Annotated in this window: 21 protein-coding genes; 17 read left to right on the plus strand and 4 right to left on the minus strand. The window is 55.4% G+C overall.

What is annotated here, in order from left to right:
• Window positions 1-23 precede the first annotated feature (23 nt).
• The 5 genes from LW884_00460 (at window position 24) to LW884_00480 (ending at window position 5,619) form a co-directional block, all read left to right on the plus strand.
• Complete coding sequence (locus LW884_00460; GenBank protein MCE3006809.1) at window positions 24-1,235, plus strand: glycosyltransferase family 4 protein; 1,212 nt, start codon at window positions 24-26, stop codon at window positions 1,233-1,235.
• Between the two features lie 178 nt (window positions 1,236-1,413).
• Window positions 1,414-2,394 carry a glycosyltransferase gene (locus LW884_00465; protein ID MCE3006810.1) on the plus strand — a complete coding sequence of 327 codons (981 nt, stop codon included), beginning with the start codon at window positions 1,414-1,416 and terminating at the stop codon, window positions 2,392-2,394.
• A 137-nt stretch (window positions 2,395-2,531) separates the two neighbouring features.
• Window positions 2,532-3,845 (plus strand): adenosylhomocysteinase, encoded by a 1,314-nt coding sequence (gene ahcY / locus LW884_00470; protein MCE3006811.1) that lies wholly within the window; start codon window positions 2,532-2,534, stop codon window positions 3,843-3,845.
• A 141-nt stretch (window positions 3,846-3,986) separates the two neighbouring features.
• On the plus strand, window positions 3,987-4,751 hold the full coding sequence (locus tag LW884_00475) for a class I SAM-dependent methyltransferase (protein ID MCE3006812.1): 765 nt from the start codon (window positions 3,987-3,989) through the stop codon (window positions 4,749-4,751).
• Complete coding sequence (locus LW884_00480) at window positions 4,732-5,619, plus strand: glycosyltransferase family 2 protein (GenBank protein ID MCE3006813.1); 888 nt, start codon at window positions 4,732-4,734, stop codon at window positions 5,617-5,619. The genes LW884_00475 and LW884_00480 overlap by 20 nt, the downstream gene beginning before the upstream one ends.
• Window positions 5,620-5,641: 22 nt before the next feature.
• On the opposite strand, the gene LW884_00485 is transcribed toward LW884_00480, so the two are convergent.
• The 3 genes from LW884_00485 to LW884_00495 are packed head-to-tail and all read right to left on the minus strand — an operon-like array spanning window position 5,642 to window position 7,526.
• Window positions 5,642-6,574, minus strand: a complete 933-nt coding sequence (locus LW884_00485; GenBank protein ID MCE3006814.1) for an aspartate carbamoyltransferase catalytic subunit — start codon at window positions 6,572-6,574, stop codon at window positions 5,642-5,644.
• Window positions 6,574-7,110 (minus strand): bifunctional pyr operon transcriptional regulator/uracil phosphoribosyltransferase PyrR, encoded by a 537-nt coding sequence (gene pyrR, locus LW884_00490; GenBank protein ID MCE3006815.1) that lies wholly within the window; start codon window positions 7,108-7,110, stop codon window positions 6,574-6,576. Before pyrR ends, LW884_00485 begins: the two co-directional genes overlap by 1 nt.
• Window positions 7,107-7,526, minus strand: coding sequence for an EVE domain-containing protein (locus LW884_00495; GenBank protein ID MCE3006816.1), 420 nt, complete (start codon window positions 7,524-7,526; stop codon window positions 7,107-7,109). Before LW884_00495 ends, pyrR begins: the two co-directional genes overlap by 4 nt.
• Window positions 7,527-7,741: 215 nt before the next feature.
• Between LW884_00495 and LW884_00500 the strand changes: the two genes are divergently transcribed.
• The 12 genes from LW884_00500 (at window position 7,742) to LW884_00555 (ending at window position 20,782) form a co-directional block, all read left to right on the plus strand.
• Window positions 7,742-9,196, plus strand: a complete 1,455-nt coding sequence (locus LW884_00500) for a PAS domain S-box protein (GenBank protein MCE3006817.1) — start codon at window positions 7,742-7,744, stop codon at window positions 9,194-9,196.
• Entirely contained in the window at window positions 9,193-10,122 is a 930-nt protein-coding gene (locus LW884_00505) for a hypothetical protein (GenBank protein MCE3006818.1), read from the plus strand. The genes LW884_00500 and LW884_00505 overlap by 4 nt, the downstream gene beginning before the upstream one ends.
• A gap of 120 nt (window positions 10,123-10,242) precedes the next feature.
• Window positions 10,243-10,662: a hypothetical protein gene (locus LW884_00510; GenBank protein MCE3006819.1), complete on the plus strand. Its 420-nt coding sequence runs from the start codon at window positions 10,243-10,245 to the stop codon at window positions 10,660-10,662.
• A 104-nt stretch (window positions 10,663-10,766) separates the two neighbouring features.
• The gene (fabG, locus tag LW884_00515; GenBank protein ID MCE3006820.1) at window positions 10,767-11,513 is read left to right on the plus strand and encodes a 3-oxoacyl-[acyl-carrier-protein] reductase; all 747 of its coding nucleotides are present in this window, start codon (window positions 10,767-10,769) and stop codon (window positions 11,511-11,513) included.
• A 42-nt stretch (window positions 11,514-11,555) separates the two neighbouring features.
• Complete coding sequence (locus tag LW884_00520) at window positions 11,556-12,539, plus strand: fumarylacetoacetate hydrolase family protein (protein MCE3006821.1); 984 nt, start codon at window positions 11,556-11,558, stop codon at window positions 12,537-12,539.
• A 327-nt stretch (window positions 12,540-12,866) separates the two neighbouring features.
• Window positions 12,867-15,515: a PAS domain S-box protein gene (locus LW884_00525; protein ID MCE3006822.1), complete on the plus strand. Its 2,649-nt coding sequence runs from the start codon at window positions 12,867-12,869 to the stop codon at window positions 15,513-15,515.
• Between the two features lie 104 nt (window positions 15,516-15,619).
• A complete protein-coding gene (locus tag LW884_00530) occupies window positions 15,620-16,906 on the plus strand; it encodes a nucleotide sugar dehydrogenase (GenBank protein MCE3006823.1) in 1,287 nt (428 codons plus the stop codon).
• 5 nt (window positions 16,907-16,911) lie between these two features.
• Window positions 16,912-18,042, plus strand: coding sequence for a DegT/DnrJ/EryC1/StrS family aminotransferase (locus LW884_00535; GenBank protein MCE3006824.1), 1,131 nt, complete (start codon window positions 16,912-16,914; stop codon window positions 18,040-18,042).
• 124 nt (window positions 18,043-18,166) lie between these two features.
• Complete coding sequence (locus LW884_00540; protein ID MCE3006825.1) at window positions 18,167-18,769, plus strand: sugar transferase; 603 nt, start codon at window positions 18,167-18,169, stop codon at window positions 18,767-18,769.
• 42 nt (window positions 18,770-18,811) lie between these two features.
• Window positions 18,812-19,393, plus strand: a complete 582-nt coding sequence (locus LW884_00545; protein ID MCE3006826.1) for a porin family protein — start codon at window positions 18,812-18,814, stop codon at window positions 19,391-19,393.
• A gap of 250 nt (window positions 19,394-19,643) precedes the next feature.
• Window positions 19,644-20,309 (plus strand): outer membrane beta-barrel protein, encoded by a 666-nt coding sequence (locus LW884_00550; GenBank protein MCE3006827.1) that lies wholly within the window; start codon window positions 19,644-19,646, stop codon window positions 20,307-20,309.
• An 80-nt stretch (window positions 20,310-20,389) separates the two neighbouring features.
• Entirely contained in the window at window positions 20,390-20,782 is a 393-nt protein-coding gene (locus tag LW884_00555; GenBank protein MCE3006828.1) for a hypothetical protein, read from the plus strand.
• 60 nt (window positions 20,783-20,842) lie between these two features.
• Here LW884_00555 and LW884_00560 read toward each other — a convergent pair whose 3' ends face one another.
• The gene (locus LW884_00560; protein ID MCE3006829.1) at window positions 20,843-22,531 is read right to left on the minus strand and encodes a beta-lactamase family protein; all 1,689 of its coding nucleotides are present in this window, start codon (window positions 22,529-22,531) and stop codon (window positions 20,843-20,845) included.
• Between the last annotated feature and the right edge of the window lie 118 nt (window positions 22,532-22,649).

Genomic DNA, 22,649 nt, shown 5'->3' on the forward strand with positions numbered 1-22,649 from the left:
TCGGCTGTCGTATATTTACGACTGTGAACATCCTGATGCTTACACCCAGGCTGCCCTATCCACCCAATGATGGGGGGGCAATGGCCATGTATCATATGGCCAAGACGCTGCATGAGCGTGGGCATCAGCTTACACTAGCCGCACTGAACACCAGCAAGCACTGGCAAGACCCCGGAGCCATGCGCACCCTTGCCGAGGTACACACCACAGATGTAGATACACGCGTACGCCCCCTGGCAGCCCTGCGCAGCCTGCTGTTTGGCAAGATTGCCTATAACATCGAGCGCTTTGACCACCCGCAGCACCACCTGCTGCTGGCCAGCCTGGTGCGTCAGCGGCAGTTTGACCTGATACAAGTAGAAGGCACTTACCTGGCGCTGTACGTAGATACGATACGGCAATACACCGATGCCCCCATTATCCTGCGCGCCCACAATGTGGAGTACCAGATATGGCAACGAATGGCCAACTCGGAGAAGAATCCATTCAAACGCTGGTACTATCGCCACCTGGCCAAGCGGGGATTGGCCTTCGAAAAGCAGTATTTGCCCAAATTTGACGGCATTGTTGGCATCACACAGCAGGATGCAGACAGTTTTGGGCAGCTAGGCTACCAGGGTGCCCTACAGGCCATACCGGCAGGCGTTGCCGCAGGCACGCAGCCCGAGCTGGAATCCCACATGCATCCGCACAGCCTGGCCTTCATCGGCAGCCTGGACTGGCTGCCCAATGTACAGGGACTGGAGTGGTTTATTACCAAAGTATGGCCCCTGGTGCAGAAACACAGCCCGCACCTTAGTTTTCATGTGGCAGGAAAGAACCCCACAGCCCGCGTGCTGAACTGGAACTACCCTGGCCTAAAGATGCACGGCCAGGTGCCGGATGCGCAGGCATTTTTGTCGAGATACTCAGTAATTGTATGCCCCCTGCTGTCTGGCAGTGGGCTGCGCATCAAGCTGCTGGAGGCAATGGCAAAAGGTAAGGCAATTGTGGCTACGCAGGTAGCCGCAGAAGGACTGGAGATAGAGCCTGGCACCCACATGATTGTAACAGACGATCCTGCAGCATTTGCCCGAGCCGTGTGTACACTACTGGAGGATGCGGGGGCACGCGAGAGCATGGGAAAAGCTGCACAAGCCCGGATGGAAGCCCGATACAGCTGGCAGGTAATTGCCGAGCGATTCGAAGCCTTTTACCAACTGCTTATTACCCGAAAGTCTTCCAAAAATGCCTGAAAATATACTTCAGTCCGTATTCTGGCTGCTAGTCGGCCTTATCCTCTATACCTATCTGTTTTTTCCAGCCCTATTGTATTTTGCCAGGCGAGGACAAAAAATTGCCAGCCCCCCCGGTGGCGAGCAGCAACTCCCGCCCTTAAGCATCCTGTTGGCCGTACACAATGAGGCGGCTATTATGGAGGAACGCTTAAACAACCTTTTGAAGACTCAGTACCCGGCTGAGGTAGAAATACTTATCGGCACGGATGCATGCACGGATGCGACCGATGCCCTGATAGCCGAAAGAGCACTGCAAGACGCGCGCCTGCGCCACTTTCGTTTTCCGGAACGGCAGGGCAAGCCCAACATCATAAACCAGCTGGTAGCGCACAGCCGCCACGAAATTCTGGTACTAACAGACGCAGGCATCCTATTTGCCCCAAAGACCCTGGAGAAGCTAGCCCGGCACTTCCTGGACCAGCGGGTGGGACTGGTAAACGCACTTGAGATAAACCGCCGGAACGAGGCGGGCCAGCAACCTGAAAGTTCCTATCTGGGCCTGGAGGGAATGATCAAGCACAAGGAAGGGCTGATCTTTGGAGCGGTTATTGGGGCTAACGGCCCCTGCTACGCAATGCGTAAAAAGCTGTACCGCCCCACCCCACCTACCTTTATTGTCGATGACTTCTATATAGGCATGCAGGTGCTGCTTCAGCATAAGCGCTGCATCCTGGACCCCGAAGCCCTGGCCATTCGCCCGCCCCTCCGGGCTGCCGGAAAAGCATTCCGGAGACGAGTGCGTATATCTGCCGGAAACTTTCAAAACCTGTTTCACTTCTTTCTGCCCAGCTTTCGCCTGAAGCTCGGAGCAGGGTGGTGCTACCTGTCGCACAAAGTACTACGGTGGTGTGTGCCTTTTTTTCTGATTGCCAGCTACGTGCTCAACATCTTTCTGCTAGCCGTCCATCCGCTCTACATTCTCACACTCGTGGGTCAGACCAGCCTGCTGGCTCTAGCCGCCTTGTCGGCTGTACTGGCACGGCACGCACCCAAAATGCTGAAATCCATCGGTCACTTCTACTACATGAATCTTGCCCTGCTGGTAGGCTTCATCCGCTATGTGAGAGGCATCAAAAGCAACGCCTGGAACCCTACACAGCGCACAGCTACCAGCTAGCCTACGCATCCTACCTAGAAGGCAATCCTTACACTATTTTCAATCCTGTTTGAAAATAGCTATCTTTGCAGGAAACGTTTCCAAGCGATTTTCGTTACTGTCTGTATATCAAAGCTCAAAACTTAAAACGTATATTCATGACTATTGCAAAAACCGAGGTACTACCTTTTAAGGTAAAGGACATTACGCTGGCAGACTGGGGCAGAAAAGAGATACGGCTGGCAGAAGCTGAGATGCCTGGCCTGATGGCACTACGCGAAGAATACGGCAAAGCGAAGCCCCTGCAGGGCGCTCGTGTTGCCGGCTGCCTGCACATGACGATCCAGACTGCCGTCCTGATCGAAACATTGGTGGCGCTAGGTGCCGAGGTACGCTGGAGCAGCTGCAACATCTACAGCACGCAGGACCATGCCGCAGCGGCCATTGCCAAAGCGGGTATCCCCGTGTTTGCCTGGAAAGGGATGACCGAAGAAGAATATGACTGGTGCATAGAGCAAACCCTCCTCTTTAGCGAGGGACAACCCCTGAATATGATCCTGGACGACGGCGGAGACCTCACCAACATCGTTCTGGATAAATACCCCGAGCTGGCAAAGGGCGTAAAGGGTATTAGCGAGGAAACCACCACCGGCGTGCTGCGCTTGTATGATCGGGAGAAAAAGGGTACCCTGACCATGCCTGCTATCAACGTGAATGACTCTGTAACCAAGAGCAAGTTTGACAATAAGTATGGCTGCAAGGAAAGCCTGGTAGATGCTATACGCCGCGCCACCGATATTATGATGGCTGGCAAGGTGGCCGTAGTGGCAGGTTATGGCGATGTGGGCAAGGGTTCTGTAGCTTCTCTGCGCGGTGCTGGGGCGCGGGTAATTGTAACCGAGATAGACCCCATAACTGCCCTGCAGGCTGCTATGGACGGCTATGAGGTGAAAACCATGGATGAGGCCGTAAAAGAAGCCGACATCATTGTAACCGCTACCGGAAACAAAAACATTGTTGCCGAGCGCCATTTCCGTAGCATGAAAGACAAAGCCATCGTGTGCAACATTGGGCACTTTGATAACGAGATAGACATGAAGTGGCTAAACAGCACCTATGGCCAAACCCGGGATGAGATAAAGCCGCAGGTAGACCTTTATACCATTGAAGGAAAAGAAGTAATCATACTGGCACAGGGCCGCTTGGTAAACCTGGGCTGCGCCACCGGCCACCCCAGCTTTGTAATGAGTGCCAGCTTTACCAACCAGACGCTGGCCCAAATAGAGCTGTATAAAAACGGCAAAAACTACGAGAACAAGGTGTATGTGCTGCCCAAACACTTGGACGAAAAAGTGGCCCGCCTACACCTGGAGAAAGTAGGAGCCAAGCTGGAGAAACTCACCGCAGAGCAGGCAGCCTACATAGGCGTACCCGTAGAGGGTCCTTATAAAAGCGATGCTTACCGCTACTAAGCAGCAGTACTGCTAACAAAACAACCAAAAGGAGGCAATTTCGCCTCCTTTTCTTTTTATCTTAGAGCCAGTGTACGCCGAACACTGTACCGGTGGTATATCTGTAGCTTCATTTATTTACTAGTAAACAAGCCTGCTGCTATGGCAAGTGAGCGACTGAATCACCTTAAGCCCTCCCCGTGGGTGGGTGAGCATGCACATCGCTATGAAGTGGTACTGCCCTTTGTAGCTCCTACCGATCACATACTGGATATTGCTACCGGAGAAGGATATGGAGCTGCACAGATGGCGGAACAAGCACAGAGCGGGCGGGTGATAGGAGCCGATGCCGATATGGAAGCTCTTGCTCTTGCACAGGCTATTTATAAAAACAAAAGCAACCTGGTGTTTCAGCGCGAGGATGCGAGTCGGCTCAGCTTTGCCGATAATAGCTTCGACAAGATCATCAGTTTCGAAACCCTGGAACACGTGACAGACTACGAGGCAATGCTATACGAACTTAGAAGGGTGCTTAAGCCCGGGGGTAAACTGATCTTGAGCACACCCAACTTCCCGATAAACAGTCCAACTGGTGTGGTTACCAATCCCTATCACGTTAAGGAATTTACGCTGGAAGAGCTGGAGGTCATAATGCCCAACTATTTTGATGCCGTACAGTTTTGGGGGCAAGCCTACAGTCGGTTTGATGAGAAAAGCCCCCGCATTCGCAAGACATTAAAAGGGTTCGAGTCTATTTTGTACCAGAGAGGGGTACGAAAGCTGCCCCTGGGCCTAAAGAATGCCCTTTCAAAGGCGCTAACCGGACGCCCCCATTATCCAGAGGCTCGGGACTATGCCTTGGTATCAGATCGAAAGCGGATAAGAACTTGCAAAACCATCCTTGTTTTTGCTGAAAAACATGCCTAAGGTCAGCATAATAGTGCCAGCCTATAATGCAGAGGCTTTCCTGGCTGAAACCCTGGACAGCATACAAGCGCAAAGCCTCGCAGATTTTGAGGTGCTTGTTGTTGATGACGGCAGTACAGATCAGACAAAGGACATCGCCCAATCTTTTCTGAAGGATACGCGCTTTCAGTATTTCTACAAGGAGAATACGGGCGTATCGGCAACGCGAAACTACGGACTGGAGAGGTGCAGGGGTACGTATGTCTGTTTTTTTGATGCGGATGACCTGATGCTACCCGATTTTTTGCAGGCTTGTGTAGCTACCCTGGAGGCAGACAGCGGTAAAGACGGGGTTTATGTAGCCTATGAGGCTTTTGAAAGTGGATCTAATCAGCCGCTCTCCCTGGTTCGTTACCAGCCACCTGGAAACGAGGTAGTAGATCTGCTCACCTTCAATGGTCAGGCGGGGCATCCGCCCAGCTCTGTCGTGGTAAAGACCCTGGCGGCACAAAGTGTTGGCGGGTTTGATCCAGCGCTAAGCACATCGGCCGATAAGGACTTCTGGATTCGCTTTGCCCATTCCTACCGCTTCGCATACTGTGATCGGACGCTGGTGCGCTACCGTGTTCACGCCAACCAGATGCATCGAAATATTGATGCTATGGCGAAAGACATGAAACACATCTATAAAAAGGTGAAGGATCATAACCTGCTGGGTAGCAGATGGTTCTACCGGTATGCCTATGCCAGGAGCTTGCTCGTTCTATCAGGCTCTTACTACAGCCATACGAGCAACTACCTGCAGGCTATACGCTATGCGCTGCTCTCCTTCCTCACCCACCCGAAGCCGATGCTGCGCAAGCTGGCGGAGTGGATGAGGCAAGGCTGAAATCGAACGCTTCATTTCTCCCCTAGCCCACCTGCGTCTGGCCAGCCAGTAGATACAGCACAGCCATACGGCTCGCCACGCCATTCATCACTTGATCCAGTATCACAGCCTGCGGGTGGTCTGCTACTTCGCTGGTAATCTCTACGCCCCGGTTTATGGGCCCTGGATGCAGAACGGTCAGTGCCTTGTTTGCCCGCTCCAGCCGGGGTAGGCTAAGGCCGTACAGCTGGTGATACTCCTGTAGGCTGGGAAAATAGCGCGTATCCTGCCGCTCCAGCTGGATGCGCAGCATGTTCAGGGCATCTGCCCAGCGAATGGTTTCGTCCAGGTTATGGCTCACCTCCACCCCCAGCTCCTGGATGTAGCGGGGGATAAGAGTGGGGGGGCCACACACCCGGACCTTGGCCCCGAGTAGCTGTAGGCAAAAGATATTGCTTAGTGCTACGCGGCTATGCACAATATCGCCCACGATGGCAATATGCGCACCAGCCAGCGGGCCCAGGCGCTCTTGCAGGCTATAGGCATCCAGCAGGGCCTGGGTGGGATGCTCATGCGTGCCGTCTCCTGCATTTACAATGGCAGCAGATATATGCCTGGCCAAGAAGTGCGGGGCCCCGGGCCTGGGGTGACGCATCACAATCACGTCTACCTTCATGGCCAGGATGTTATTCACGGTATCCAGCAGGCTTTCGCCCTTACTCACGCTGCTGCTGCTAGCGCTGAAGTTGATCACATCTGCCGAGAGCCGCTTCTGCGCCAGCTCAAAGGAAATGCGGGTGCGGGTACTATTCTCAAAGAACAGGTTGGCAATGGTAACATCCCGCAGGCTGGGCACCTTCTTTATGGGGCGCTCCAGCACCGTCTTAAACTCACGCGTGGTGGAAAAGAGGATCTCCAGGTCTGCAGCCTGCAGGCTCTTTATGCCCAGTAAATGCTTGACACTCAGCTCCGACATTAGTTTTCTATATAGATCAGGTCTTCTCCGTTTTCCTGCCAGCTCACCTTCACGCGCTCTCGCTCCAGGGTGTCTACCTGTATACCGGCATAATCAGCCTGTATGGGTAGCTGGCGCAGGCGGCTTCGGTCTACCAGCACAGCCAGCTCTACGCCTACCGGGCGGCCAAAGGCGAGCATGGCATCCAGGGCAGCCCGCACCGTGCGGCCGGTGTACAGCACATCATCCAGCAGGATCACCTGCCGCCCTTCTATGATAAAGTCTACCCGGGTGGCGTTGGGCAGTAGGGGGCTTTGGCTGCGGCGGAAGTCGTCTCGGTAAAAGGTAACGTCCAGCTCGCCATAGGGCACATCTGCCCGGCCCGACAGCTGCTGTAGTAGCCGCGCCATACGGCGGCCAAAGTGTACGCCCCGGGGCTGGATGCCAATGAGGCAACAGCCTGCCAGCTGCGGGTGCCGCTCCAGCATCTCATAGGCCATGCGGTGGAACATAATCTGCATTTTTTCGGCCCGGTACAGTTCTCGTCTTTCACTCATGGCAGCGGGGTTTCGGCTAGTTGCAGCAGTGCGTCAAATTGTGTGGGCGTTACCGGCATCACACTCAGGCGGCCACCCCGCACCAGGCCCAGGTGCGCAAAGCGGGCATCTGCCTTGATTGTGCGCAGTGATATGGGTTTGCCTAGCGCCCGTTCTGCCCGCAGGTCTACACACGACCAGCGTTCGGGTTCCTCAGCAGTGGGGTCGGGGTAGTGTGTCCGGGCCACGCGGGCCAGCCCTACCAGCTCCTTGTCGCTTACCGAGTGGTACACCAGCACCCAGTCGTCCAGCTCCATAGCCCGCAGGTAGTTGCGGGCCTGGTAGTTCCGTACCCCATCCCAGGGTGTTATCTTTTCGGCCACCATATCTTGCCAGCTGTGTGTCTCCGGCTCTGTCTTCACTATCCAGTATGCCATGCCCAAAAGTACTGAAAAGCGAGCGTTTCGCTCAGCACCAAAAGTAACTAGCACAATATACCTATCATCAGCTGGCAGGGTGCCTGGCATTTATCTTCATTTTTGTGCGTTTTGGTGGTATTTACCCCCTGTATGCTTGCAGGTATAGTACTACTTACCGTATTTCATCGTGTAGCGGCATGTATTTGCCCACAACCCTAGTCTGCACCAAGCCCTTGAACACGTTCCAACTACTCATTCTGCATGAATCGCCCTCAGATGCGGAGCAGATTGTTCAGCAACTGAAGGCTGCGTGCCCCGAGTTGCAGGCCCATGTAGTGGAGGAAACGGCAGAGCTAAGGCAAAAACTGGAGCAAGAGAATATAGACGCTGTGATCAGCCTGGATCAGCCCGAAAACCTGAGCCTGCTGGATGCCCTACAGATATGCAGGGCCTGGCAGCCTGGGCTTGCCTTCATTGCCCTACAGCTGGGCGAGGTGCCCATCCCTACAGATCAGCTGAAGCAGCACGGTGCTACCGATGTGCTGACGGGTGCCGCCCTGGCACGGCTATACGCACGTATACGCCACCTGATAGACGAAAAAAACACCCGAGAGGCTGATAGGCAGACCAACAGCAAGCTGCTGAAAAGCCAGCAACGATACCGGGTAATGGCTGAAAATGCCGTAGATGCCATCATCCTGCTGGACCAAGATGGCCACATCAACTTCTGTACCCCATCCGTACAGGAGGTGCTGGGCCGACCACAGCAAGAGATTGTAGGCCAGGCCATCCGACCCCTGATAGACCTGAAAGACCAGAATAGCCTGGTGCATGCGCTTAAGCTTGTGCTTACCAAGCAAAAGCCCATGAACCTCATCCTGCGGCTTGCGCTGGAAGAAGAGCGCTGGATAGACTGCCACATAAAGCCCATAGCGCTGGAGGAAGACCGGCTGCTGATCGTATGCCGAGACATAACCGACCGAAAGCGCGAAGAAAAGCGGCAGCTAAATGAAAAGTTGAGCCAACAACTGACCCTAATGAACGCTGTGGTAGAAGTGCAGGAGAATGAACGTAAACGCCTGAGCGAAGAACTGCACGATGGCATAGGCCCTATACTGAGTGCTGTGCGCATGAACATTAGCAGTACCAGCATGTACGACCTGACAGATACCAGAGACGCAAGCCTGCTATCCAACGCCGTGAAGCTGCTGGATGACTGCCTGATGGAGCTGCGCAACCTGGCAAAGAACCTGATACCCCCCGCCCTGAACGACTATGGGCTGTACCGAGCCCTAAGAAACTTCTGCGAAAAAAATGACAAACTGAGAGACATACGGGTAAACTACAAGATAAAAGAGCCCGGATGGAACCTGAGCCCTGTGGCAGAGATAACCGGCTACCGGGTAAGCCAGGAGCTGATAAACAATGCCCTGAAGTACAGCAAGGCCCAAAACATCTTCCTGGAGGTAGGCCCCATTGTACGCCGTGGCAAAGACCAACTGCGCATCATTGTGCGAGATGACGGGGTGGGTTTCGATTTTTCGCAAAGCTTTCAGAACGAAAAGGGCATGGGCCTGCGCAATATCGCGAGCCGCATACATCTTTTGGGCGGCATGTTCGTGGTGGAAACCTCGCCTGGCCATGGCAGCACATTTGTGGTAGATTTGCCTAAAGCTTCGCCCTCATGAGTCGATTTTTCATTGTTTGCCTCATCCTGGTCAGCTGGGCTTGCACAAGCGAGGATAAGGACACCCAGCCCCTGGACCCCACCGAGGATGACACTGCACAGCTGAATGCAGCCCTGGAACGCTATGTGCAGGGCTACCTGGCCTACCAGCGCACCCAGGTACGGGCCGGAGAGGCGGTGGGCAGCTGTACCGCAGGCAGTTTGAGTATCGGCTTGCAGGACTCAATTATACAGGTTATCAACTACTTCCGGCGCGAGTGCTACCTGCCCGAGGTTAGCCTGAACACCGCTAACCAGGCAGCCTGCCAGCAGGCTGCCCTCATGATAGGGGCAAACGGGGGCAGCACCCGCCCAGACCCACCTGCTACCTGGCTGTGCTATACCCCCGCCGGAGCCAGTATTATGGCTAGCGGAAACACCCTATCGGGCAGGGAGGGTACCGAGGCCATCCTCAGCTGGATGCTGGATGAAGGGGTAAGCAATACAGCCACCCCAAACCGGCGGCGCATCCTCTACACCCGCGCGGGCAGCTTTGGCACTGGCGGAAACGCACAGGCCACCACCCTGTGGACGCAGGACTCGAGCGGAAACCAGACTAATCTGCCCCCCTTTATCGCCTACCCACCCGAGCGATTCTTCCCCAGCCCGCTGGTGCCAAAGCGATGGAGTTTTTCCATCCCCGGGGCCGACTTTGGCAGCGCGGTGGTGAGCATGAGCAACCGGCTAAACGGCCAAAGCATAGTCGTACAGAAAAACATCCTGAACAACCAGGTGGGCGATGCTACCCTAACCTGGGAGGTAGGCAGCCTACCGCTGCCCCCACCTGCCGGCTTCATCCCCTATACCGTACAGATAGAGAATGTGCTGATAGATGGCCAGGCCCGCCGCTACAGCTACACCGTGCAGATTTTTAACCCCATCCGATAATTCGAGCCGTTCGTCGATGCCTATTAGCCACCGCCGTTTTGTGTTTCGTGCTGCAAGTGCTATTTTTGGCATCCCTATTCCCAAGCACATTCCGTAAAATTTGGCTCTATAAACGCCCATATGATCCCGATCGTAGACACGCCCAAGGGGCATGCCAATGCTGCACTTGCTTATTTCTTTCGTGGCCTGATAAATGCCGATGATGGGCTTAGCGCTACGCAGGAGAAGAAAATAGAAACCCTTATCTACAAAATGCGCAACGGCCTGCCGGGTGACTATGAGTCTATTATAGACGATATGCGCCTGATGAAGACCGACCCGGACTATGCCAGCTGGGAGCCCCTGCAGTTTGCAAACACAGGCTTGGCGCACTTCGACCTATTTGTAGAAAGCGGTGAGGCCGATGACAATCAGGTAATGGAAGTGATAGAAACCATGGACATCATCATGGAGATAGGTGAGGTAAACCAGCTCGAGCTGGCCTACATGAAGCACATCAAAAGGGAATTTGACACACGCTATGCTGCTATGATAAAGTGAGCAGCCTAGCAGCCTATGCCCCACACACTGCCCCCCTGCCCGCCTGGGCAGGCAGTGTTTTTTTTACGTACTTAACGGCCTGAATCAAGAAAAACTCATCCGGGATGGAAAACTTACTCGCAGGAAAAACAGCGCTGATAACAGGAGGCACCCGTGGCATCGGCCAGGCAATCGTAATGGAACTGGCCCGGCAGGGTGCGCACGTTGCCTTCACCTACGCGGGCAGCGTAGACCGTGCCAAAAGCATAGAGCAGGCACTGGGAGGCATCAAAACTCAGGTAAAGTCTTACCAGGCCGATGCCGCAGATATGGCCAAGGCCCAGGAAGTGGTAGACGACGTAGTGGCTACCTTTGGCAGCCTGGACATCCTCATTAACAATGCCGGCATTACCCGAGACAACCTGCTGCTGCGCATGAGCGAGGAGCAATGGGATGAGGTGATGGAAAAAAACCTGAAAAGTGTGTACAACTACACCAAGGCGGTGGCCAAGCCCATGATGAAGCAGCGGAGCGGTAGTATCATCAACATGAGCTCCATAGTAGGCGTGAATGGCAATGCAGGCCAGAGCAACTATGCCGCCAGCAAGGCAGGTATCATTGGCTTTACCCAGAGCATAGCCAAGGAGCTGGCAAGCCGGGGTATACGCTGCAATGCCATTGCCCCCGGCTTCATTGCTACCGAGATGACCGATGCCATCCCTGAGGCTGAGCTCTCTAAATGGATAGAAAACATACCCCTGAAGCGCGCCGGGACACCCGAAGATGTGGCGCGCCTGTGCCTGTTTCTGGCCAGCGACTGGAGCAGCTACATCACCGGCCAAACCATCCTTATAGACGGGGGGATGAGCTAGCACCCGGTTTTCCCGATTCGCCACACCGACTCCTACTGTACCATGCGGCTTGCACACCTGCACCTGGATAACCGACCCCAAATGGTATGGGTGGGGGACGAGCGCTGTGTACCCGCAGCCTATGTAGCCCAGGCCGAGGGGGTGGCGCTGCCCGAAACCATAGATGCCCTGGTGGCCGACCTGCCCCGCTGGGAGGAGGCTGTACGGAACTACTACGGCAAGTGGATGGCAGGCAGCTATGCAGAGTATGCCCTACCCTGGAAGCCCCTGGCAGCCCTAAGCCCCATCCTGCGGCCCCGCTCTTGCCGAGATGCCTACGCGTTTCGCCAGCATGTAGAGACCAGCAGGCGAAACCGAAATGTGCCCATGATACCGGAGTTTGACCAGTTTCCGGTGTTCTACTTTACCAACCATCAAACGGTGGTGGGGGCCGGAGAACTGCACTTCATGCCCCGGCACTTTGAGCAGCTGGACTACGAGCTGGAAGTAGCCATCGTGCTAGGCAAAGGAGGCCGAAACCTGCATGCCAGCGAAGCCGATGCCTGCATCTTTGGCCTATGCACCATGAACGACTGGAGCGCACGTGCCCTGCAAATGGAAGAAATGAAGCTGAACCTGGGCCCCGCCAAGGGCAAGGACTTTGCTACTGGCCTGGGCCCCATGCTGGTAACCGTGGATGAACTGGCTGGACAGGAAGTGCCCGCACACCACGGCCACACCGGCAAAACCTGGAACCTGCAAATGACCGCCAGCATAAACGGAAAACGCATGAGCGAAGGCAATCTGTCGGACATGAACTGGACCTTTGCCGAGATCCTGGAGCGCATAAGCTACGGGGTAGACGTGTATCCGGCAGAGGTAATTGGCAGTGGTACGGCTGGTACAGGCTGCCTGCTGGAGCTGAATGGAACCGCCCGGCTGGCAAACCCCGCCCACACACCCCAGTGGCTGCAGCCTGGAGACCGAATGGAAGTGTGTGTGCAGCAGCTGGGCTGCCTGCACAATACCCTGCACCTGGCATCCTAGGCACGCACCGGCACACGTGGGCTGGATAGCAGGGCAAATCTGGTTGGTGTCTTTTTACTACCTACTCGAAACATACCAAACATGGCTTACGTACAAGGGCGTACCAGCACCATATGCTACTACGCCAAACATACCACGAATCCCTCCTGCAGAGCCCTTTGTTTAGCTGCACCCGCCTCCGAAGCACACTTTTCAAGAGACCCGGAGTCGTCCAAACCCGTACGTGGGCAGGTTGGCACAGTCAGTAGTTCTTCTTCCCAGCTGTAGGGGCATATGCAGATAAGACAATTACTGCCAGGCAGCCTTACACCCATTTTTATGGACTAGATGGATAAGCTGCCCAGCGCAAAAGTGATCGGTGTATTGCCGCTGGCCTTGCTGGATGCTGGCTGGCCGCACGCGCTGTACCACGCATTTGGCTATCCGGACTCGTCTTTCAGCCGAGAGGCCTTTTTGCAGCTACTAACGGCAGATCAGCGAGAGCGGGCACAGGCGTTCTTTATAGCACTGCCTCATACGCAGGCGGAGCTGGAGGTGCAGATAAAGCCCAAGGAACAGTCTCAGAAAAACATCCGCATCAGCTTCCTGAGGGAGGAAGATAGCACCCGCAGCTTCCTACCCGGGGGCTGCCTGGTATTTCAGGAGCTTGTGAACCCGAAAGAACCCCAACACAGTAGCGATGCATACTGGCAAGCCGCCCCTAGGCCGGATGCGGCGGACAACCCGCCGCAGAACCCGGAAAACACAACGGGTAGCAAGCTGCAAACCCAGATGCTACTGGCTGAGAGCGAAGCCCGTTTTCGCCTGCTGGCAGATGACGCCCCTGTGCTAATCTGGCTCTCAGACACAACCAAGGCCTGCTTCTACTTTAACCAGCCCTGGCTAGCCTTTACGGGCCGAACCCTGGCGCAAGAACTGGGGGATGGATGGACAGAGGGGGTGCACCCCGAGGACTATGACCGATGCCTGAACGTGTACACAGAGGCATTTGACCAACGGATACCCTTTAGCATGGAGTACCGGCTGCGGCACAAAGACGGTACATACCGCTGGCTGCTAGATAATGGCAAGCCGCGCTACCTGCCCGACGGCACCTTCCTGGGCTATATAGGCAGCTGCACAGACATTACCCAAACACGAGAAGCCTACCTGGAACTGGAGAACCTGAGCCAGGTAGCCAGGTATACCAGCAATGCCGTGGTGATAACAAACGCCGAGGGACGGATAGACTGGGTAAATGAGGGCTTTACGCGCAGCACAGGCTACACGCTGGCCGAGGTGCGGGGGCACAAGCCCGGACACTGGCTACAGGGGCCCGATACAGACCCCCAAGATATAGCAGAGTTTAGCAGGCTGCTGAGAACCAAGACCTCCTTCCACAAAGAAATACTGAACTACACCAAGGATGGTAGGCCCATCCATTTCGACATACACATAAACCCCATCAAGGATGCAGCGGGGGAGGTAATTCGGTTTATCGGGATACAAAATGAAATAACGGCAGAAGTGAAGCTGCGCGAGAGCCTGAAAAAGAGCCTCAAGGATCTGGAAGACATTCGCTTTGCCCTGGATGCTACTTCGCTCATGACCATTACCGATGTGCAGGGAAAGATCACCTTTGCCAATGAACTATTCTGCCAGGTATCGGGCTACACCGCTGCCCAGCTGCTGGGGCAAGACCACCGGATCTTCAACAGTGGACATCATCCCCAGGTCTTCTGGCAGCAGATGTGGCGTAGCATACTGAGCGGTAAGGTATGGCGGAATGAAGTACGCAACCACACCCGGAATGGAAAGGTGTTCTGGGTAGACACCACCATCGTACCCATTATGGGGCCCAACCGGCGGCCCAGCCAGTTCCTTACCCTCTATACCGACATTAGCTATCGGAAACTGGTGCAAGAGGCCCTGCAGGCCAGCGAGCGGGAGCTGCAGCTAGCCATAACCGCCGCCCACCTGGGCATTTGGCACTGGTACCTGGATACGGACAAAGTACTGGTAAACGGGATGATGATGGGCCTGCTGCGCGGCACGGGGGCCAATCTGTTTTATGGGCACAAGGCCTTTGAAGCCCTGGTGCACCCGGACGAACGTGTACCGCGGCGCAACAGACTGAAAGCCATCCGGCAACAAAGGGCGAAGGAAGCAGTAAATGAGGTTCGCTTCCTGAATGAGGCCGGAAATACCATCTGGATGCTGGAGAGCCTCTTCATCACACGCCGAACACCAGCAGGCAAACCCGAGCGCATAACCGGCCTGCTGCTGAATGTAACACAAAACAAACGCCTGCAGGAAGAGGTAGCGGCCAAGGAAAAGGCCATGCTCCGGGCTGTGATCACCGGCCAGGACCTGGAGCGCAGGCGGCTGGCCAGCGAGCTACACGACGGACTGGGGGCACTGCTGAGCGCGGTGAGCATGAACTTCTCGGCACTGGAAAGTAAGCTGGACCAGAAAAAAGAAATACCCGGCATCCTGCGGCAATACATCAGCGAGGGGCTGAGAGAGGCGGTGCAGGAAACACGCAATATCTCGCACAACCTGCTGCCGCAGAACCTGAGCCAGCATGGGCTGCGTGCATCCATAGACAGCATGGTACGGCGGATACAACTGTCTCAGGCGCTAACGATAGACCTGGAGCTGTGCCCCGAGTTGGATGAGCTGGACGATGAACAGGCGCTGAGTGTATACCGCATCTTGCAGGAAATTCTGCAAAACACCCTCCGACACGCACGCGCAAGCCACCTCTCCATCTGCCTGCAGTATGCCGGACACCAGCTACACCTGCGTACTGCTGACAACGGGGTAGGCCTGCGCGAAAACGAAGAAGCCAGCAATGGCCTGGGCCTCCGGAACATAGAGAGCAGAGTACGGCTGCTAAATGGAATGTTTACCCTGTTTAATCGAGCAGAGGGCGGTGTTATGATCGAGATCCTGTTCCCCTACACCACGGCTTCGCCGGATCCTACACATCCCTAAGCCCAAAGTTACCCACATACAGGCGCTGGAGGACGGCAAAAGCAACACAGCTCGTGGAGTTTTATTACGTATCTTTGCTAGCCTCAAAAAGTAGGGATATCATCATGTATCAATCGCTGGTAGCCAAGGAGAAGAAATTGGCCGTTATTGGCCTAGGCTATGTAGGACTACCCATCGCGCTGCTTTTTGCCAAAAAGCTGAAGGTTATTGGCTTCGACATAAATGCGCGGCGGATAGAAATGATGCGGCAGCAGGTGGACCCCAGCGGAGAGCTGCCCGCCAGTGCATTCCAGGGCTGCGACATTGAGTTTACAGCCGAGGTGGACGACCTGAAGGATGCCCACTTCTTCGTGGTGGCTGTACCCACCCCCATAGATGCTCGCAGAAACCCGGACCTTACCCCCGTGCTGAGTGCCAGCAAAACCCTGGCCAGGGTGCTGAAGCCCGGAGACTATGTGGTGTATGAAAGCACGGTATACCCAGGCTGCACCGAGGAAGACTGCATCCCGATACTGGAAGAAAGCGGCCTGAAGTGGCAGGAGCATTTCCACGTAGGCTACAGCCCCGAGCGTATAAATCCCGGAGACCAGGTGCATACCCTGAGCAACACGAAAAAAATCGTATCGGGAGACACACCCGCAGCAGCCAGGGAAATAGAACAGGTATACGCCCTGGTAATAGAGGCCGGCCTGCATGTAGCCCCGAGCATAAAGGTAGCCGAGGCAGCAAAGATCATCGAAAACACGCAGCGAGACCTGAACATCGCCCTGATGAACGAGCTAAGCCTCATCTTCGACCTGATGCAGGTAAACACCTATGATGTACTAGAGGCGGCAGGTACTAAGTGGAACTTCCAGAAGTTCCAGCCCGGGCTAGTAGGAGGCCACTGCATAGGGGTAGACCCCTATTACCTGACCTACAAGTCTATGGAGCTGGGCTATCACCCGCGCGTAATCCTGTCTGGCAGAGACATAAATGACAACATGGGCCCCTACGTAGCCCAAAAAACCATCAAAATGATGGTAGCGGGGGGCAAAGACCTCGCCAATACCCGGGTGCTCATTATGGGCATCACCTTCAAGGAGAACGTGCAGGATATCCGAAACAGCAAAGTGGTGGATGTGTACCGAGAGCTGCGCGACTACGCCGTAGACGTGGATGTGGTAGACCCCCATGCCGAAAGCGAGGAGGTGGAAGAGGAGTATGGATTCGGCCTGACCCCTACACCCAGCCAGGGCTACGATGCCATCATACTGGCAGTGCCGCATGCCGAGTACCTGAACCGGGACGAAACCTTTTTTACAGACCTGCTGAAGCCAAACGGACTATTTGTAGACATAAAGGGGCTATACCGCCACCAATTCACCCATTTACCCTACTGGAGCTTATGACCACGATGAAAAAAATACAGATGGTTGACCTTGTGGGTCAATACCAGGGCTTTAAAGACGAACTGGCTGAGAGCCTGAACCAGATACTGGAAACAGCGGCATTCATAAATGGCCCGGAGGTAAAGGCGCTGACCCAAGAGCTGGCCGACTATACAGGTTCCAGGCACGTTATTCCCTGTGCCAATGGTACCGATGCCCTGCAGATAAGCATGATGGCGCTAGGCCTGAAGCCCGGCGATGAGGTTATCTGCCCAAACTTTACCTACATTGCCACCGCTGAGGTGATTGCCCTGCTTGGCCTCAGGCTAGTACTGTGCGATGTGGAGCCCGACACCTTCAACCTGGACCCCACCAAAGTAGAAGCGCTGATTACGGAAAAGACCCGGGCCATCGTACCCGTACACCTGTATGGCCAGTGCGCCAATATGGCGGCCCTGCAGGCTATTGCAGACAAGTACAAGCTTTTCCTGATAGAAGATACAGCCCAGGCCATAGGGGCCACCTATACCTACCCCGATGGTAGGCAGCAGCAGGCCGGCACCATGGGCCACTGTGGCAGCACCTCCTTCTACCCCAGCAAAAACCTGGGGGCATACGGCGATGCAGGGGCAATCTTTACACAGGATGACACCCTGGCTGCAGAGATCCGCATGATTGCCAACCATGGCCAGCAACGCCAGTACTATTTTGACCGTGTGGGTGTAAACAGCCGCCTGGACAGCATACAGGCCGCCGTGCTGCGCTGCAAGCTGCGCAGGCTGGACCAGTATGTAGATGCACGCCGTAGCGTAGCAGCCGACTATGACAGCAAGCTGGGTGGCCACCCCGACCTACAGATACCCACGCGAGCCCCCTACTCTACCCACGTTTTTCACCAGTATACCCTGCAGGTAAAGAACGGGAAGCGCGAAGGCCTGCTGGAGCACCTGAGGAGCAAAGACATACCCTGCGTAGTATTCTACCCCCTGCCCGTGCACCACAATGCACCCTATGCCGATGCCCAGCGCTTCCGGGATGCCGACTTCCCCGTTACAGTGCGGCTAACCGCGGAGGTGCTGAGCCTACCCATGCACACCGAGCTGGACGAGGAGCAGCTGGCCTACATCTGCCGCGAGGTGCTTGCCTACCTGGGCTAGCAGGCTGACGGAACCCATAGTAGGGGGAGGCGGGAACATACTTGGCTAATCAAGTGCAGCTAGATGTAGCCCACCCCTTGGGCCGCGCACAGCCCTGGCATAGTACGCCCTATTTAACATAAATATGTTGAGAACTTTTACCTACAAAAAACAGGGGAAAAGGCTGCTGGATGTATTAGGGGCTACTATTTTGTTAATTTTAGCCGCGCCAATTTTATTAGTCAGTGTCCTTTTACTATTGTTCATCCACCGGGGCAGCCCATTTTTTGTACAGAGACGTACCGGCCGGCACGGGGAACGCTTTGCTCTCTACAAGCTTGCCAGTATGCGAAACACTGCGCCCCAGCTTTCGCTACCTGACCATGAGCGTACTACCCCGCTGGGCAAAGTCATCCGCGCATACGCGATAGATGAGCTGCCGCAGCTGCTAAATGTGCTAAAGGGAGATATGAGCCTGATAGGCCCCCGCCCCCTACTGCCCGAGTATCTGGCCCTGTACAATGACCGGCAGATGCGGCGCCACGAAGTGCGCCCGGGCCTGACTGGCCTGGCACAGATACACGGCCGTAATAACACCGACTGGCCCAGCCGACTGGAGTGGGACGTACGCTACGTAGAGCAACTAAGCCCGGCACTGGATCTGCACATTACATTGCGCACAATCGGCCTGCTGCTATGTGGAAAAGGACGGCACACACAGATGCCGCGCTTCACCGGAAATCCCTAACTTTCCCGCCTAAACCAAGAGATTTATTAACCTTATCCACTTATGAAGAAGATTTTCATTTTTGTAGTCTTTCTCCTTGCGCCATTCGTGGCTGTTCAGGCACAGGGCATTCTGATCGGGGCCGACTTGGGTGCCGGTATTCCACAGGGCGACTTTGCCGATGCGGTAGACCTGGGCATTGGCGGCGAGCTAAAAGGCCGGGTGTACCTCAAAGACAAATTCATGGTGGGGGCCAATGTGGGCTACTACTACTACTCCCTGGTAGACCGCGACAACCTGAAGGTATCTGGCGAGACCGTTTATATCCCCCTGACAGCCGGTGCAGAGTACTTCTTTTTCACAAAACTGGTGAAACCCTATGTGGGCCTGGATGCCGGATTATATTTTAATTCTTTCAACCAGGAGATTGACGTAGATAACCTGAACACCAGCCTGAAAAATGATGACACCAACAGCAGCTTTGGCATAGCCCCCAATGCAGGTGTAATGCTTGGCCTGGGGGGGGTCAACCTGAATGCAAACGTTAAGTATGTAAATATCTTTGGCGAAGACCTGAAGGGCGACAACCAGACCAATACCATGTTTGTATTCCAACTAGGATTAGCTTTCAAGTTTGGGGTATAATTTCGCGCAATAAAATGCAATGAAGAGGGTAAGACTCCGATTAATCCGGCCTTACCCTTTTTTATGCGTGCCAATTTGCTCAGCATGTAGTAGGTACTGCGCGGCAGAAGCAACTGTTTCGATGCGCAGAAAGCCCTGCCTCCAGGCGAAACCCCCGATGGCGTAACAGGCTGTAGCCTTGTATGCTACCCAATCGAAAGCAGCCGCGCAGGCTGCTCTTTTTTTTACCTTTGCCCAGAGAGATAAATGCATGAAAAATTCTTCACGTTTTTGGGCAACACTGACCTGTGTACTGGGTCTACAGGTCCTCTGCGGGCCATGCTGGGCCCAGGGCGTTCAGCTGGGTGTGTCGGGCGGCTATGCCGCGCCCATTTCCGATTTTTCCAGGCTGGTATCCGAGGGCTATGGCGGCGAAGCCACGGCGCGAATCTATTTCAAGGATAACTTCCTGTACGGGCTTACAGCTGGCCACTATACGTACGAGCTACGGAATCTGTCCAGCCTGAAGCGCTCGGGCAGCTTCCGCATGATACCACTTACGTTTACACTCGTGTATCAGCCCTTTGGGCATAAGGCGCCCGTACGGCCCTACGTGGGCCTGGATGCCGGAGCCTACATGTTTCTGATAGACGAAGACGTAACCCCAAATCCTGCGCGGCCCGATGTGGTGGTGAATCGGAAGAAAGAAGATGTTTACTTCGGATTTAATCCTGGCCTGGGTATGATGATAAACCTGTCCGAATGGTTCATCCTGGATGGTGGCATCAAGTATGGCTACATCTTTGGCGAAGACGACAACCAGAATAGTGCCTCGCAGGCCACTACCTACTTTATGTTCCATGGGGGCATTATCGTTCGCTTATTCAAGTTTGACTACATAGACAGGCGATATTATTACCGCAAATCTCGCCTCTAGGTGTTCTCTGGCAGAAAAAGAGGAATATCCCGTACCCGAGCAGGAAGAAATGAAAAGTGCGTGGACAACCCCTATCGTATATGAAAATCGCAATTGATTTTGACGGCGTACTGCATGGCTACAGCCGGGGATGGCACGATGGCACCATCTATGATCCCCCCGTACCGGGCAGCCGCGAGGCTATGGAGCAGCTAAAGGCCGCGGGGCACTACCTGATGATTTTTAGCAGCAGAACTAACAAGATTTACCGCAAAAAGGACGAGCCCGAGCAGCAGCCCCAGATGGAGGCTTGGCTAGCAGCCCACCAGATCCCATACGACAAGATCTGGACCTATGGCAAGCCCCTGGCTGATGTGTACCTGGACGACCGGGCGGTGGGCTTCCGGGGTAGCTGGCAGCAGGCCCTGGCCGAGATAGATGCGTTTGTGCCGTGGATAAAGGCGGGACAGGAGAAAGCGGAAGAAGCCGAGTAGACCAACGCTTCAAACACCCCCCCTCAGCCTACGCCACCAGGCTACCTGTACGAGTGGCCGCTAAGGAGCAGCCTTGCTAGCCAGCACTGGGCTATTGGCCACATAGACTACTACCCCGTAGAAGTCCAGCAGCGGTGGAAGATCGTTCCACTGTAGCCAGGCATGGCTCTCATCCGTACGGTAGTGTAGCGCATACGTTCCGGCCTCCAGGCTTAGCTCCAGCTGTTGCATCCGGTTTTTGTCGGCCCCACCGGCATGCTCGGTTTGGGCAAACTTCATCTCCCACAGGGGGGGAGGGGTACGTGCCTGGGCACTGTCCGTGCGAACCAGCCAGGCATAGTCTCGCATTTGCATAGCGGCAGACTCGCCCACCGCAAGTAGCCGCACCCGCTGGCGGCTTGTCAGGCTGAAGGTTACTACACGGCTCGTGTCATTCTGTACCCCGCTAATAGCGGCCAAAACTCGTTGCTTCTTTAGTACGGGGCTTATCCGCCGGGCATAGCTTAGCTGGAAGTCTCCGTACCAGCGCTCGGCCAGCTCGGCCCGGCCCACCCGGCGGTAGGCTGCTGCCTGCATGGCCAGCTCCAGCGCGTATGGCTGCCCAGCCGGTTCGGCCTTGGCTTTTGCCAGCTGCTTCAGCAGTTCGGGCTGGCTGGCATATATCTCCAGGGGGGCCAGTTTGCCCTTGCCTAGCACAAAGCGGTGCAGGAAAGCCAGTGCAAAGCTGCTGCTGAGCAGGCGGCGGTCTCCTGTAAAGTCGAAAGCCGAACTGAGCCGTTCGGAATTTGCCAGTACCACAAATGCCAGCTCGGCTTCGGGCACCAGCATCAGCAGGCTGCTGCATCCGTCCCATATCCCGTAGTGATACACCACCCGGAGGCCTGCGTACTCCTGCACAAACCACCCCAGGCCGTATGGCAGCACCTGTCCCGCCCGGTTGGTCTGTGCGGTCCACATGCGCTGCTGTGTTTCAGGCTTCAGCAGTTCGTTTCGCTGCAGGGCAGCCGCATAGCGGGCCAGGTCTTCCACACTGGCTACAATACCCGCCGAGGCACCCGTGTAGCCCTGGTAGTGGGTGGGTTCTATCTTGCCCCGCCAGGTGGTGCGGTAGGGGTCGGCCACATCGGCATACACAGCCTCCATACTCAGGTCATTCCCGGCATACACCTTGCCATTTGCAAAGGCGGTGCGCGTTAGGCCCAGGGGTACAAACACATGCTCCACCCAGTAGGCCTCCAGGTCCTGGCCGCTTACCTGCCGTACAATATCGCCCAGCAGGCCGTAGCGCATCCCGTCGTACAGAAACTGCTCGCCCGGTACGCCCTGGCTGGTGTGGCTCAGCAGGTGGCGCACCCGCACCGCTGGTGGCAGGGCCAGCCCATACTGGCTGGCGGGGGCATCCAGGTCTATCTTTCCCTGCTCCACCAGCTGTAGCACCGCTACTGCGGCAAAGGTTTTGGTAACGCTGGCAATGTGAAAGGGGGTATGTGGGGTAGACTCGATCTTTCGCTCTACATCTGCATAGCCGAACCCCTGGCTATACACCAGCCTGCCCCGATATACCATGGCGGCCCCCATGCCGGGTATGCCCAGATCGGTGCGTAGCTGGTCCAGATATCGGCTAAAGTCGGCCAGGCGGTCACGGGGGGTGGGAACATCTTCCGGGTCGAACGGATAGGCCGATACGACCGTAGGCAACACACACAGCAACGCAACCAGCACCTGTATCACAATCCTACTGCGAGCCATAGCCTAAGATACGACAGAAAAAGCAGGGAAACATGCCTGACTCAGTCCTAATACGAAGGATTTTCGAACACGAAGCAGCCGAACATGCAGCCGCTGCTGTGCACAAGTGGATGAAAGA

The organism is Bacteroidota bacterium, assembly GCA_021300195.1.
Classification (GTDB): domain Bacteria; phylum Bacteroidota; class Bacteroidia; order J057; family JAJTIE01; genus JAJTIE01.

Excerpts from the sequence above, each read along its gene's own strand:
- LW884_00530 (MCE3006823.1), top strand. The coding sequence starts at position 15,620 with ATGTATCAATCGCTGGTAGCCAAGGAGAAGAAATTGGCCGTTATTGGC.
- LW884_00510 (MCE3006819.1), top strand. The coding sequence starts at position 10,243 with ATGATCCCGATCGTAGACACGCCCAAGGGGCATGCCAATGCTGCACTT.
- LW884_00560 (MCE3006829.1), bottom strand. The coding sequence starts at position 22,531 with ATGGCTCGCAGTAGGATTGTGATACAGGTGCTGGTTGCGTTGCTGTGT.
- LW884_00505 (MCE3006818.1), top strand. The coding sequence starts at position 9,193 with ATGAGTCGATTTTTCATTGTTTGCCTCATCCTGGTCAGCTGGGCTTGC.
- LW884_00545 (MCE3006826.1), top strand. The coding sequence starts at position 18,812 with ATGAAGAAGATTTTCATTTTTGTAGTCTTTCTCCTTGCGCCATTCGTG.
- LW884_00520 (MCE3006821.1), top strand. The coding sequence starts at position 11,556 with ATGCGGCTTGCACACCTGCACCTGGATAACCGACCCCAAATGGTATGG.
- ahcY (MCE3006811.1), top strand. The coding sequence starts at position 2,532 with ATGACTATTGCAAAAACCGAGGTACTACCTTTTAAGGTAAAGGACATT.
- LW884_00555 (MCE3006828.1), top strand. The coding sequence starts at position 20,390 with ATGAAAATCGCAATTGATTTTGACGGCGTACTGCATGGCTACAGCCGG.
- LW884_00535 (MCE3006824.1), top strand. The coding sequence starts at position 16,912 with ATGAAAAAAATACAGATGGTTGACCTTGTGGGTCAATACCAGGGCTTT.
- pyrR (MCE3006815.1), bottom strand. The coding sequence starts at position 7,110 with ATGAGTGAAAGACGAGAACTGTACCGGGCCGAAAAAATGCAGATTATG.
- LW884_00465 (MCE3006810.1), top strand. The coding sequence starts at position 1,414 with ATGGAGGAACGCTTAAACAACCTTTTGAAGACTCAGTACCCGGCTGAG.
- LW884_00485 (MCE3006814.1), bottom strand. The coding sequence starts at position 6,574 with ATGTCGGAGCTGAGTGTCAAGCATTTACTGGGCATAAAGAGCCTGCAG.
- LW884_00475 (MCE3006812.1), top strand. The coding sequence starts at position 3,987 with ATGGCAAGTGAGCGACTGAATCACCTTAAGCCCTCCCCGTGGGTGGGT.
- LW884_00540 (MCE3006825.1), top strand. The coding sequence starts at position 18,167 with ATGTTGAGAACTTTTACCTACAAAAAACAGGGGAAAAGGCTGCTGGAT.
- fabG (MCE3006820.1), top strand. The coding sequence starts at position 10,767 with ATGGAAAACTTACTCGCAGGAAAAACAGCGCTGATAACAGGAGGCACC.
- LW884_00525 (MCE3006822.1), top strand. The coding sequence starts at position 12,867 with ATGGATAAGCTGCCCAGCGCAAAAGTGATCGGTGTATTGCCGCTGGCC.
- LW884_00550 (MCE3006827.1), top strand. The coding sequence starts at position 19,644 with ATGAAAAATTCTTCACGTTTTTGGGCAACACTGACCTGTGTACTGGGT.
- LW884_00495 (MCE3006816.1), bottom strand. The coding sequence starts at position 7,526 with ATGGCATACTGGATAGTGAAGACAGAGCCGGAGACACACAGCTGGCAA.